This window comes from Neisseria sp. P0006.S009 (genome assembly GCF_051962915.1).
In the GTDB taxonomy this organism is placed as follows: Bacteria; Pseudomonadota; Gammaproteobacteria; order Burkholderiales; family Neisseriaceae; genus Neisseria; species Neisseria subflava_E.
Window position 1 is genome coordinate 753,225 of record NZ_JBQCUV010000001.1, and the last position, 13,516, is coordinate 766,740.

Consider the following 13,516-nt stretch of genomic DNA (forward strand, 5'->3'; position numbering starts at 1 on the left):
GCCGTCTGAAAACCTTTTTCTTGTTTTAACCAATCATTTAAAACTGACTATTAATCTTTCAACACATCTTGCGCAGCCGCTTGAATCTTAGCCGCCGCCGCTTCGATTTGCTGCTGTTCGGTAGATTGGCTTGCTACTGTTTCAGCCGGGGCTGCTTGTAGAGCTGGCGCAACTTGAGGAGCTGCGGCTTTAGGCTCAGATTCAGTTTGCGGCGCAGTCAGCGGCAAACGCGCCAATACAGTGCTGACGCCGGTGACTTTATCGCCAATCGCCACTTGCGCCTGCGCATCGACAGGCAGATACATATCCACGCGCGAACCAAAGCGGATAAAGCCATAGCGTTCGCCACGGGACAGTTTTGCACCGGCTTGGGTGTAGCACAAAATACGGCGCGCCACCAAACCGGCCACTTGAACAAAAGTAATTTCACGACCTGAAGCCGTAGTCGCCAACACCGCGTTACGTTCGTTTTCCGTGCTGGCTTTGTCCAAATCCGCATTCACGAATTTGCCTTTGTTATAAACCACTTTCGTTACCGTACAATCGGCAGGCGATTTTTGCGAATGCACGTTGAACACGTTCATAAAAATACTGATTTTCAAAGCATCGACATCACGATACGGATCGCGTGCGCGCTCGACCACCACGATACGGCCGTCAACCGGGCTCAACACCGCTTCAGGGTTTTGCGGAATCTCACGCGCAGGGTCGCGGAAAAACTGCAGGGCAAATACGGTAAACACCCAAAACGGCAAAGACCACCAGCCGCAGCACATCGATACCAGCAGGCTCAAAGCCAAACCGCCGCCGATAATCGGCCAGCCCTCACGGGCGATAATCGGGTGGGGATACAAACGGTTCATCACTTATCCTTCATTTAATAATTTCAAAATTGCCGCCATTATATCTGAAACTCCAAACATTGAGGCCGTCTGAAATGTTCAGACGGCCGGTGTCTTTTGTAAAAAATACTCAACATAGATAAAGTTTAAATCTCGGCAATACAATGACGCAGCGTCCTAAACAAGCGGCTCACACAACCCAACACCTCGCCACAGACAATGTTTAGACTACCCCTACGCTCCCGATTATCTCGACAAGCCCAGTATGACCGCCAATACCAGCCAAATCCAATGCCGACGGCGCGATGTAGAAAACATAGCGCGTTGAGACAGCAAACGCGTTTGGCTCAACTGATACGCCACATCGGCCAACATTACCAAGCGATTAGTCTGCCGAGCATTACCTTCTTCCGCTTTACGCAGTTTCAAATTTTCCGCTTCAATCCGCAGCCGCACCAGCTTGGCTTCCAAAAGCAGCAGCTCGCGCGCTTCTTCATACTCCTGTTGCTTCATCGTCCGCATCCTTGTCTATCTCACCGCGCAAATACGCAATATCCGATCGAATATCCTGCAAGGTTTCAGCCACACGGCTGCCCTGCTCCCGATAGTCCGCTGATACTTTGCGGAACAATACGGCAATAATCAACAGGCTTACAAAGAAAATGCCGAAAAATACCCACAAAGCAGCCACATCTGACAACACACGGTTCAAGCCAAACAGCAAACCGACCAAGCCCACCACCAACAGCGCGCCGGACAACACCAGCCAAATCGCCAAACGAAACACATTCTCCGCCTGACGCGTCAAATCCAAGCTCAATACCTGCAAACGCAACAGCAGCAAATCCGCGCCCTGACTCAACAAAGCCTTGCCATGTTCAAAACGCTGGCGAATTCCCATCTTAACTATCCTTTCCCCCAGGAAAAATAAGGCTAAGGCCGTCTGCACGGCGCAATGAAATCCATGATTTCATGTGCACGCCTGTTCAGACGGCCTTAACATATTCACATTAACGACGGTTCAACAACACACCGACAACCAAACCGGCCAATGCGGCAAAACCCATCGCATAGTATGGTTTTTCATGCACCACTTCATCAGCATGTTTGGCACCGCGTTTCAAACGCTCGCCCGCATCGGCTTCAAATTCGGCAAAACGCTCTTTGCCTTCTTTCAAACGCTCCTGAGCTGCTTCTTCAAACTGCTCGTATTTCTCACGCGCACGTTCGGCATGATGGCGCAAACGCTCGCCGGCCTCTTCTTCAAAACGACTCAAACGCTCTTTGGCCACGGCCAATTTTTCTTCCAATTTGGCTCGGGCTTTGCTGCCCTCTTCCGAACCGGCTTCAATACCATTGCGGTACAACTCTTCCACATCATCCATTACTTCTCGGATGTCTTTCAGCAAAGCCTCGCGACGTGCTTCAAAATCGTGTTTTTTCATGCTTCTCTCCTTGATATAGGTTGATATGGTTACAGACTGTTTATCTGTTAATAAATTATAACCATTTATTCCAAAATAAACGTTAATTTAAATAAAATTAAGTGCTTATTATGAAAACAAGCCAATGAAATTTAAAAAAAGGCCGTCTGAAAACTTCAGACGGCCTTTTCCATTCAGCTTAAAGACTTAAGTCTTATGCCAAACCTTTTGCTTTCAACACTTCCAGCATGGTAGTGCCCAACTCGGCAGGGCTGCGGGTGTAAGCGATACCGGCTTTTTCGAAAGCGGCGAATTTTTCTTCGGCAGTACCTTTACCGCCGGAAATAATCGCACCGGCGTGGCCCATACGTTTGCCTTTAGGAGCGGTAACACCAGCAATGTAACCTACAACAGGTTTGGTTACGTTGGATTGGATGTATTCGGCTGCTTCTTCTTCCGCAGTACCACCGATTTCACCGATCATGATGATGGCGTCGGTATCTGGGTCTTCTTGGAAGAGTTTCAGTGCGTCGATTTGGTTCATACCAGGAATCGGGTCGCCGCCGATACCGATACAGGTTGATTGACCCAAGCCCAGTTTGGTGGTTTGTGCCACGGCTTCGTAAGTCAATGTACCGGAACGGGAAATAATACCGATGCGGCCAGGTTGGTGGATATGGCCCGGCATAATGCCGATTTTGCACTCACCCGGAGTAATCACACCAGGGCAGTTAGGGCCGACCAAGCGGGTACCGTTGCCGTTGGTTTCCAAGTAGCGTTTGGCTTTGAGCATGTCCAGAGTAGGCACGCCTTCGGTAATCACAACGACCAAGCCTACGCCTGAATCAACTGCTTCAACGATAGAGTCCAATACAAACGGAGCTGGAACGTAAATTACAGATGCGTCTGCGCCGGTTTCTTTAACGGCTTCTTTCATGGTGTTGAATACAGGCAGGTCCAGATGGGTTTGGCCGCCTTTACCTGGGGTAACGCCGCCGACAACTTTAGTGCCGTAAGCCAGAGCTTGTTCGGAGTGGAAAGTACCGTTTTTACCGGTGAAACCTTGAACCAATACTTTGGTGTCTTTATTAATCAATACGCTCATTCTTTTCTCCTTAGGCGTTTACGGCTGCAACAATTTTTTCGGCTGCGTCATTCAGGCCGTCTGCAGAAGTCAGTTTCAGACCTGATTCGTTCAGGATTTTCGCGCCGAGTTCGGCGTTGTTACCTTCCAAACGAACAACGACAGGAACGTTGACGTTGATTTCTTTAACGGCTGCCACGATGGCTTCCGCAATCATGTCGCAACGTACGATACCGCCGAAGATGTTGATCAATACGCCTTTAACGGATTTGTCTTCCAAAATCAGTTTGAACGCTTCAACCACGCGGTCTTTGGTTGCGCCGCCACCAACGTCCAAGAAGTTGGCAGGTTGACCGCCTTTGAGTTTGATGATGTCCATAGTGGCCATCGCCAAACCGGCACCGTTAACCATACAGCCGATGTTGCCTTCCAGGGCAACATAGTTCAGGTCGAATTCAGAAGCTTTCAGCTCACGTTCGTTTTCTTGAGATTTGTCGCGCAAAGCGGCAATTTTCGGCAGGCGGTAGAGCGCGTTGCTGTCAATACCGATTTTGCCGTCCACACAGGCCAAGTCGCCGTTTTCACGGACTGCCAATGGGTTTACTTCAAACAGTGCGAAGTCGTTTTCGATAAACGCTTTGTACGCGCCGGTCATCAGTTTGACAAACTCGTTGATTTGTTTGTCTTTCAAGCCCAGTTGGAAGGCAACTTCGCGAGCTTGGCAAGGTTGCAGGCCGACCAGCGGATCAACGGTTACTTTGAAGATTTTTTCAGGAGTTTCGGCAGCAACTTTTTCAATTTCCACGCCGCCTTCGGTAGAAGCCATGAATGTAACGCGGCGGGTAGAACGGTCAACCACTGCGCCCAAGTACAGCTCGGTTTGAACAGGATACATATCTTCGCAAACCAAAACGCTGTTGACAGGTTGGCCGTTGGCATCGGTTTGGTAAGTTACCAAGTTGGTGCCAATCAGGCTTTCAGCCACTTCTTTAGCTTCTTCGCGGCTTTTAACGACTTTTACGCCGCCCGCTTTACCGCGGCCGCCGGCGTGTACTTGTGCTTTGACAACAGCGAATTTGCCGCCCAATTTGTCGTAAGCTGCAGCGGCTTCTTCGCCGTTATGTGCCAAAATACCGCCTTGTACGGGCAAACCGTAGCTAGCCAGCAGTTCTTTAGCCTGATACTCGTGTAAATTCATGGATTTCTCCTTAAGGTGAGTGGGTTTTAGGAATCGCCCTGCGGCCAATCCCATATTTTCAGACGGCCCTACTATTTACTGAAGGGCAACCACATCCGCGCCAGCAGATACATGGTTGCGCCGCCTCCCCCGAGAATAAAAAAGACAATGCCTTTTTTACGCGAATTCGGGCAGAGCAGATAAACGGCAAGGCTGAAACTGATAAACAACAATGCCACGCGCCAAACCAATTCTTTATCTTTGAAACGGTTGAGCGTATAAGTTTCGGTCATCATCACATACATCTGCCACAATGCGGCCATACACATGCTGATGATGCCCATCGGTATAAAGAAAATACCGACTATTTCTTTGTTCATAATGAATGTAAATGCTGTTTGTTTGTCTGACGGAATTATAAATCAGAAAACGGAGCTCTCGGAACATTCAATTTGTCGAAGGTCTTAAGGCCGTCTGAAAAATTTCAGACGGCCTTAATGTCTATCAACCGTGCAAAGCGCGTTTGTCGGCCGCCAATGCAGCTTCGTGAACCACTTCTGACAAGGTTGGGTGGGCATGGATAATGCGGGCGATGTCTTCGCTGCTGGCGAAGAATTCGAGCGCAGTCACGCCTTCGGTAACCAATTCGCTGACAACCGGGCCAATCATGTGTACGCCCAAGATGCGGTCGGTTTTGGCATCTGCCAACACTTTAACCGTACCTTTGGCTTTGCCCATTGCCAATGCGCGACCGTTTGCACCGAAACCTGAAGTACCTTTTTTGTACTCCACGCCTTCGGCTTTGAGCTGTTCTTCGGTTTTACCTACCCAAGCGATTTCAGGGTCGGTATAAATTACAAACGGTACGTTGTTGAAATCGATATGCGGTTTTTGACCTGCAATGCGCTCGGCAACGGCAACGCCTTCGTCGCTGGCTTTGTGTGCCAACATCGGGCCGCGAACCACGTCGCCGATTGCCCATACGTTAGGCAGGTTGGTACGGCATTCGCCGTCCACTTTGATAAAGCCGCGTTCGTCTTTTTCCAAGCCTACGGCTTCGGCGTTCAGGCCTTTGGTGTTTGGAATACGGCCGATGGCAACGATCAGTTTGTCGAATACTTCGGTTTTGGCTTCGCCGGCAGCTGTTTCGTAAGCAACGGAAACGCCTTTGCCTTCAGATTTGATGTCACCGATTTTCACGCCCAATTCGATGCTCAGACCTTGCTCTTTGGTGAAGTATTTGAAGGCTTCTTTGGCGATTTGTTGGTCTGCGGCAGCCAGGAAGGTCGGCGCGGCTTCAAGAATGGTAACTTCTGCACCCACGCGGTTCCATACGGAACCCATTTCCAAACCAATCACGCCGGAACCGATCACGCCGAGTTTGGCAGGTACTTCGGTCAGGTTCAATGCGCCTTCGTTGTCCAACACGTTCACGTTGTCGATAGCGACTTGTGGCAGCGGACGCGGTACGGAACCGGTCGCTACGATGACGTGTTTGGCTTCGATAACGGTTTTCTCGCCTTTGTTATCGACTTCGATTTGGTAAGCATCGCCATTTTTACCGGCAAAGGAAGCAGTACCGAACAGGCTGGTAACTTTATTTTTTTGGAACAGGAATTTCACGCCGCCGGTCAGCTTGGTCACGATGGCATCTTTGCGCTCAATCATTTTGGCCGCGTCGAATTTTACGTCGCCGACAGTGATACCGTGTTCTGCAAAATCGTGTTGCGCAGCGTGGAAATGTTCGCTGGATTGCAACAAGGCTTTGGAAGGGATACAGCCTACGTTCAAGCAAGTACCGCCCAATGCTGGGGCGTTGCCCGCTTTGTTAACGCCTGCGTCAACGCAAGCGGTTTTGAAACCCAGTTGCGCGGCACGAATGGCGGCAACGTATCCGCCCGGGCCTGCACCAATCACTACTACATCATATTGAGACATCGTGTCATCCTTTGTTTTTGCAGTATCTCAAAATAAAAACGATACTTTTTGTTTCTTTTTTATTTTGAATGACTGCGTTTTGATGGTTTTAAGAAAAGGCCGTCTGAAAGTCCATATCTGCCGATTCATTCGAATCAAATGTTTCAGACGGCCTCAATCGTTTGTTGAGCCTATTGTAGCACGATACTACATTACGCTACATCTAAATAAAAATTCAGACGGCCTTTTCATTAACAAATAAAAGGCCGTCTGAAACGATTACAGATCCAACAACAGGCGGGCTGGGTCTTCCAACGCGTCTTTAATGGCTACCAAGGTCAATACAGCTTCGCGGCCGTCAATGATACGGTGGTCGTAAGACAGAGCCAGATACATCATTGGACGGACAACAACTTGGCCGTTTTCAACCACAGCGCGCTCTTTAGTGGCGTGCATACCCAAAATCGCAGATTGAGGCGGGTTGATGATCGGGGTAGACATCATAGAACCGAAAGTACCGCCGTTGGTGATACTGAAGGTACCGCCGGTCAGATCTTCGATAGCGATTTTGCCGTCTTTAGCTTTTTTCGCGTAATCAACAATTGCTTGTTCGATGTCGGCAATGCTCATTTGGTCGGCATCGCGCAGGATTGGCACAACCAAACCGCGTGGGCTGCCAATTGCGATACCGATGTCGAAGTAGCCGTGGTACACGATGTCTTTGCCGTCAACAGAAGCATTCACAACCGGGTATTTTTTCAGGGCGGCAACAGCGGCTTTAACGAAGAAGGACATAAAGCCCAGTTTCACGCCGTGTTCTTTCTCGAATTTATCTTTGTACTTCGCACGCAAGTCCATGATTGGTTTCATGTTGACTTCGTTGAATGTAGTCAGAATAGCGTTTTCTTGTTGAGAAGCCAAGAGGCGTTCTGCAACACGGGCACGCAGGCGGCTCATTGGTACGCGTTCTTCAGGACGTGCGCCGGCAGGAAGTGCAACGGCAGGAGCAGCGGCTGCGGCAGGTTTGGCAGCGGCATTTTGTACGTCTTCTTTCAATACGCGACCGTCACGGCCGGAACCTTGCAATGCGTTCACGTCAACACCGGTCTCAGCAGCCAGTTTGGCGGCAGCAGGCATAGCGGCATTATTTTGTGCAGTAGCAGGAGCGGCAGCTGAGGCTGCTTCTGCAGGTGCGGCGGCAGGTGCTTCAGCAGCGGCAGTAGCAGCTGTATCGATACGAGCCAAAACTTGGTCGGCAACAACGGTTTCACCGTCTTGCGCTACGATTTCAACCAATACGCCGGCTTGTGGAGAAGGTACTTCCAAAACCACTTTGTCAGTTTCGATATCGATCAGAATTTCGTCACGGGCAACTGCTTCGCCAACTTTTTTCTTCCATTCCAAGAGCGTGCCTTCAGATACGCTTTCAGACAGCATAGGTACTTTTACATCAATAATCATTTTGTGTCTCCAATGGCCCTTTCAGACGGCCTGTTGTGTGTTTTTAATTCTGCATATGGGTATTCCGCCTGAGCAGACTCAGACGGAATGCTACTTGGTTTACAATACCAAAGCGTCTTCAACCAATTGTTTCAATTGAGAAATGTGTTTGCTTGAGTAGCCCACTGCAGGCGATGCGCTGCTTGGACGACCGGCATAAGACAGTTTTTGCTCTTCGCTGATAACGTCTTCGATGCGGTGGCGGATTTGGTAGAACGCACCTTGGTTTTTCGGCTCTTCTTGTGCCCAAACCACAGATTTTGCGTTCGGATATTTCGCCAGTTCAGCTTTAACCTCTTCGTATGGGAACGGATACAGCTGCTCAACGCGGACGATAGCAACATCATCTTCCAGTTTACGCTCGGCACGGCCAGCTTCCAAGTCATAGTAAACCTGACCGGCACACAATACCACGCGTTTCACGCTGTCGTTGCTTGCGCGTTCGGCGGTATCGCCGATAACCGGACGGAAAGTCGAACCTTCGGTAAAGTTTTCCAGCGGGCTCATTGCACCTTTGAAGCGCAACAGGCGTTTGGACATGAAAATCACCAGTGGTTTGCGGTATGAACCCAAGACTTGACGTTGCAAGAGGTGGAACATTTGCGACGCTTCAGACGGCATGATGACTTGCATATTGTTCTCAGAACACAGTTGCAACCAACGTTCCACGCGTGCAGAAGAGTGCTCAGGGCCTTGACCGTCGTAACCGTGCGGCAGGATGGTGGTCAGACCGCACAAACGACCCCATTTGGTTTCGCCTGAAGACAGGAATTGGTCGATAGTTACTTGCGCGCCGTTGGCGAAGTCACCGAATTGAGCTTCCCAAATGGTCAGCTTGTCAGGAGCGGAGCAGGCAAAGCCGTACTCGAACGCCATTACGGCTTCTTCGTTCAAGATAGAGTCGATAACCAGGAACTCGCCCAAGCCTTCGCCCATGTTGCGCAGAGGAACATAAGTACCGTCGTCCCATTTTTCGCGTTTTTGATCGTGCAGAACGGCATGACGGTGTGAGAATGTACCGCGGCCGGAGTCCTCACCGGAGATACGCACGCCATGACCTTTGGTCAGCAGGCTTGCGTATGCGAGGGTTTCGGCCATACCCCAGTCGATGGCTTGTTTGCCGGATGCCATGGCTTTACGCGCTTCGATCACACGTTTTGCAGTCGGATGCAGGGCAAAGCCTTCCGGTACGGCGGTAAATTTCTCGGTAAGGCGCTCGATGTCGGCGGCAGGCAAACCGGTTTCGATTTTTTCGCGCCAATCTTTGCCTTGGTATTTGCTCCAGTCGATTTGTGTGCGTTGGAAGTTGCTCAAAGTTGTTTGTTCAACATGTTCGCCTTTGTCCAAAGCATCACGGTAGGCTTGGATGTAGCCGTCAGCCTCAGCTTGGGTTACCACGCCTTCGGCAATCAGTTGTTCGGTGTACAAAGCACGCGCACCCGGGTGTTGCGATACTTTTTTGTACATCATCGGTTGGGTCAGGGTCGGATCATCGCCCTCGTTGTGGCCCCATTTACGGTAGCAGACAACGTCGATCACGATGTCTTTATGGAATTTTTTGCGGTAATCCAAAGCGGCTTGGATAGCAAAGCAAACGCGTTCAGGATCATCGCCATTCACATGGATAACCGGAGCGGAAACCATTTTTGCGATATCGGTACAGTGTACGGTTGAACGGGTATCGCGGGTATCGGAAGTCGTAAAGCCGATTTGGTTATTGATCACGATGTGAACAGTACCGCCGGTGGTATAACCGCGTGTTTTAGACAGGTTGAATGTTGCTTGGTTAACACCCAAACCGATAAATGCGGAGTCACCGTGAATCAATACTGGCAAAACTTTATCGCGGCCGTTTTCGCCCAAACGTTTTTGTTTGGCGCGCGCAGAACCTTCCACTACTGGGTTAACAATTTCCAAGTGTGACGGGTTAAATGCCAAAGAAACGTGCATTGGGCCGTGCGGAGTGGCGATGTCGGAGCTGAAGCCCATGTGGTATTTCACGTCGCCGCTAGGCAATTTGATTTCGGCACGGCCTTCAAATTCGGCAAACAGATCAGCCGGTTTTTTACCCAAAATGTTAACCAAAACATTCAGACGGCCACGGTGTGCCATACCGATGATGACTTCTTCCACACCGTCTTTACCGGCGTTTTGAATCAGGTAATTCAAACCAGCAATCGCGCTTTCGCCGCCTTCTACACCAAAGCGTTTTTGACCGACATATTTGGTATGCAGGTAGCGTTCCAGAGTTTCGGCAGCAGTCATTTCTTTCAAGATACGGCGTTTTTGTTCAACGTTGTAGCTTGGCGTAGACAGTACGCTTTCAAAATAATTGCGAACCCAGCGGCGCTCTTCGGTATTTGGAATGTAGATGTACTCTACCGCAATATGGCCGCAGTAGGTTTGTTTGAGGTTGCTGATGATTTGGGACAGAGGCAGTTTGCTCTGACCGGAAAAATCGCCCTCGCCCATATTGAACTGAAGCGCCATATCGGCATCTGACAGACCGTGGAATTTAGGATCGAGAGCTTCGATATTTTGAGGAGGGATACGTTTGAGCGGATCAAGTTGGGCTGCACCCACGCCTTGGATACGATAGGCAGAAATCAGTCGCAAAACGCTGACTTGCTTTTTCATCATTGCCTCATCCACACCGCCTGCGACGGCTGCGGCAATTTTCTTTTTAGCCAAAGTGGCAAATGATTCACGAATCGGTGTATGGGCAACATCGACAGCGACTGCGCCCGGCTGTTTACTCAAATCGGTAAAGTACTGTTTCCATTTTTCATCGACAGATTCCGGATTATCCAGAAACTTTTCATACAACTCCTCGATGTATGGCGCATTAGAACCAAACAGATAAGAGAAATTGAGTTTTTCGTCCATCATGGCGTGAGCTCTTTTCTTTAAAATATAAACAAAGGGTAGAATCCCGTGTTCTCCGAACGGAATTCAGGCCGTCTGAAATGACACTTTATTCTACCCTATTTCAAATCAAATTACCTGCTATCAACTTAATTAATTACGACCAACCTCATTGAAAACGGCAATTCGATTTTTTCAAACGACTTTTCAACAATATATTAATGTATTGTCTATTAGCGTTTATCTACCGGAACGTAATCGCGACGTTCTGCACCGGTATACAGTTGACGTGGGCGACCGATTTTCAGTGCCGGATCGCTAATCATTTCATGCCAATGAGAAATCCAACCTACACTGCGCGACAATGCGAAGATAACGGTAAACATTTCAGTTGGAATGCCCAATGCGGACAAGACGATACCGGAGTAGAAATCGACGTTTGGATACAGCTTGCGCTCAACAAAGAATGGATCTTTCAGTGCTATTTGTTCCAATTCCATCGCCAGCTTGAATTTAGGACTGTCTTCCAAGCCCAATTCTTTCAAGACTTCATAACAGGTTTCGCGCATGATGTTGGCTCGTGGGTCCATATTGCGGTATACGCGGTGACCGAATCCCATCAGACGGTATCTGCGTTGTTTCACGCCTTCCATGTATGCAGCAACATTAGACACATCGCCGATTTCATCCAACATTTTCAACACAGCTTCGTTTGCACCGCCGTGTGAAGCACCCCACAGACAGGCGATACCGGCAGCGATACAGGCAAACGGGTTCGCGCCGGAAGAACCGGCCAAACGCACGGTTGAAGTTGACGCGTTTTGCTCGTGATCAGCATGCAAAATAAAGATGCGGTCGAGCGCGCGGGCCAAGACTGGATTAGGTTTGTATTCTTCACACGGTGTGGCAAACATCATGTGCAAGAAGTTTTCAGCATAGGAAAGGTTATTTTTTGGATAATTGAACGGCAAACCGTTGGAATAACGGTAACACATTGCCGCAATGGTCGGAATTTTGGAGATTAAGCGGTAAATCGCGATTTTGCGGTGTTCAGGATTGGTAATATCCAAGCTGTCTTGATAGAAAGCAGACAAAGCGCCAACCACACCCACCATCATCGCCATCGGGTGCGCATCGCGACGGAAACCGCGGAAGAACCAAGTCAACTGTTCATGCACCATAGTATGGTGGCTGACTGTAGCATCAAATTCTTTTTTCTGTTCGGGCGTAGGCAATTCGCCGTAAATCAACAGATAGCAAACTTCCAAGTAATCGGATTTTTCGGCCAACTGCTCGATAGGATAACCACGGTAATACAACAGACCTTTATCGCCGTCAATATAAGTGATTTTGGATTCGCAACTTGCAGTGGACACGAATCCTGGGTCGAATGAAAACAGACCTGTATTTTTTGTCAACGCACGGATGTCAACCACATCATGGCCGATACTTGCTTCCAATACTGGCAGTTCCAAGGTCTCTTGATTTGGGGTGGTGAGCTTGACTGATTTAGACATTCTTAAACTCCTTTGTAAGTTGGGGCTTTCGTTGCCGCCCAAGCGGCACGGTCCTTTTTTCAGACGGCCTCAGTATGGAAAAAGCTTGTTCGGATTGGCATCGCAAACAAGCTCTATAACACATCATGCCTGTCTGATTTTTTCAAGCATGGGAATCAGGTGTTTCTTGTCCGTTGCCGAATGTCCGTTAATCAAGGCAAGCAACTCTTGGTCTTGAAATTCGAGGATTTCGGAAAATTCGGACAACTCCTGATCACTCAGGTGCTCGAATTCTTTTTCCATAAACCTACCGAAGATTAAGTCTAATTCCAACAATCCCCGGCGGGTTTGAAAACGGATTTTCCGTTTGGCAATATCGTCAAAAACCATCATTTCTTAAACGGCTCGTTTCAACATAATCTCTTTAATCTTACCGATGGCTCGGGTCGGATTCAAGTGTTTAGGACATACGTCTACGCAGTTCATAATGGTGTGGCAACGGAACAAACGGTATGGGTCGTTCAGATTATCCAAACGCTCATTAGTGATGGTATCACGGCTATCCGCAATGAAACGGTAAGCATTCAGCAAGCCAGACGGACCAACGAATTTATCAGGATTCCACCAGAATGACGGGCAGGCAGTCGAACAGCAGGCGCACAAAATACACTCGTACAAACCGTCCAACTCTTTACGCTCTTCCTGAGTTTGCAGACGCTCTTTGTCCGCATCGATAGGGTTGTCGTTGACAACGTAAGGTTTGATTGAGTGATATTGTTTGAAGAACTGGGTCATATCCACAATCAGGTCGCGGATAACAGGCAGACCTGGCAGAGGGCGGATTTTAACCGGCTGTTTCAGGCTGCGCAGATCGGTCAGACATGCCAAGCCGTTTTTACCGTTGATGTTCATACCGTCAGAACCGCAAATACCTTCGCGGCAAGAACGGCGGAAAGACAATGTATCGTCTTGTGCTTTCAGGCGCACTAAAGCGTCCAAAAGCTTAACGTCGGTTGGTTCCAATTCCAACTCGTAACGTTGCATATAAGGTTTGGCATCAACGTCCGGGTTGTAACGGTAAATTTCAAAACTCATTTTTTCCATGAGAAGTGTTCCTTTTCTCATAAACTGCTCAATGATTTTGTATTATGAATTCAAGCAGTTCAATGTGGGTATGGTTAGGTTTCAGACGGCCTTTAAGGTAAAGGCCG

13 protein-coding genes are annotated in these 13,516 nt (G+C 49.0%); all 13 read right to left on the reverse strand.

Features of this window, described 5'->3' with window-relative positions; genetic code table 11:
* Positions 1-50 precede the first annotated feature (50 nt).
* The gene (locus ACTHTK_RS03550) at positions 51-863 is read right to left on the reverse strand and encodes a phosphatidylserine decarboxylase (RefSeq protein ID WP_440378365.1); all 813 of its coding nucleotides are present in this window, start codon (positions 861-863) and stop codon (positions 51-53) included.
* Between the two features lie 225 nt (positions 864-1,088).
* Positions 1,089-1,355 (reverse strand): hypothetical protein, encoded by a 267-nt coding sequence (locus ACTHTK_RS03555; RefSeq protein ID WP_440378366.1) that lies wholly within the window; start codon positions 1,353-1,355, stop codon positions 1,089-1,091.
* Positions 1,336-1,743, reverse strand: a complete 408-nt coding sequence (locus tag ACTHTK_RS03560) for a phage holin family protein (RefSeq protein WP_440378367.1) — start codon at positions 1,741-1,743, stop codon at positions 1,336-1,338. Before ACTHTK_RS03560 ends, ACTHTK_RS03555 begins: the two co-directional genes overlap by 20 nt.
* A 109-nt stretch (positions 1,744-1,852) precedes the next feature.
* Positions 1,853-2,287 (reverse strand): DUF883 family protein, encoded by a 435-nt coding sequence (locus tag ACTHTK_RS03565; RefSeq protein ID WP_440378368.1) that lies wholly within the window; start codon positions 2,285-2,287, stop codon positions 1,853-1,855.
* A 193-nt stretch (positions 2,288-2,480) separates the two neighbouring features.
* On the reverse strand, positions 2,481-3,371 hold the full coding sequence (gene sucD, locus ACTHTK_RS03570; RefSeq protein ID WP_070734676.1) for a succinate--CoA ligase subunit alpha: 891 nt from the start codon (positions 3,369-3,371) through the stop codon (positions 2,481-2,483).
* A 10-nt stretch (positions 3,372-3,381) separates the two neighbouring features.
* Positions 3,382-4,548, reverse strand: a complete 1,167-nt coding sequence (gene sucC, locus ACTHTK_RS03575; RefSeq protein ID WP_049330956.1) for an ADP-forming succinate--CoA ligase subunit beta — start codon at positions 4,546-4,548, stop codon at positions 3,382-3,384.
* Between the two features lie 71 nt (positions 4,549-4,619).
* Positions 4,620-4,907 carry a hypothetical protein gene (locus ACTHTK_RS03580; protein WP_004519272.1) on the reverse strand — a complete coding sequence of 96 codons (288 nt, stop codon included), beginning with the start codon at positions 4,905-4,907 and terminating at the stop codon, positions 4,620-4,622.
* Positions 4,908-5,031: 124 nt separating this feature from the next.
* Positions 5,032-6,465 (reverse strand): dihydrolipoyl dehydrogenase, encoded by a 1,434-nt coding sequence (gene lpdA, locus ACTHTK_RS03585; RefSeq protein WP_002217382.1) that lies wholly within the window; start codon positions 6,463-6,465, stop codon positions 5,032-5,034.
* A 258-nt stretch (positions 6,466-6,723) separates the two neighbouring features.
* On the reverse strand, positions 6,724-7,905 hold the full coding sequence (gene odhB / locus ACTHTK_RS03590) for a 2-oxoglutarate dehydrogenase complex dihydrolipoyllysine-residue succinyltransferase (protein WP_440378369.1): 1,182 nt from the start codon (positions 7,903-7,905) through the stop codon (positions 6,724-6,726).
* A 99-nt stretch (positions 7,906-8,004) separates the two neighbouring features.
* Entirely contained in the window at positions 8,005-10,833 is a 2,829-nt protein-coding gene (locus ACTHTK_RS03595) for a 2-oxoglutarate dehydrogenase E1 component (protein ID WP_440378370.1), read from the reverse strand.
* A gap of 209 nt (positions 10,834-11,042) precedes the next feature.
* Positions 11,043-12,326, reverse strand: coding sequence for a citrate synthase (gene gltA, locus ACTHTK_RS03600; protein ID WP_107723628.1), 1,284 nt, complete (start codon positions 12,324-12,326; stop codon positions 11,043-11,045).
* 123 nt (positions 12,327-12,449) lie between these two features.
* Positions 12,450-12,698, reverse strand: a complete 249-nt coding sequence (locus tag ACTHTK_RS03605) for an FAD assembly factor SdhE (RefSeq protein WP_003678830.1) — start codon at positions 12,696-12,698, stop codon at positions 12,450-12,452.
* Positions 12,699-12,701: 3 nt separating this feature from the next.
* Positions 12,702-13,409, reverse strand: coding sequence for a succinate dehydrogenase iron-sulfur subunit (locus ACTHTK_RS03610; RefSeq protein ID WP_003678833.1), 708 nt, complete (start codon positions 13,407-13,409; stop codon positions 12,702-12,704).
* Positions 13,410-13,516: the final 107 nt, after the last annotated feature.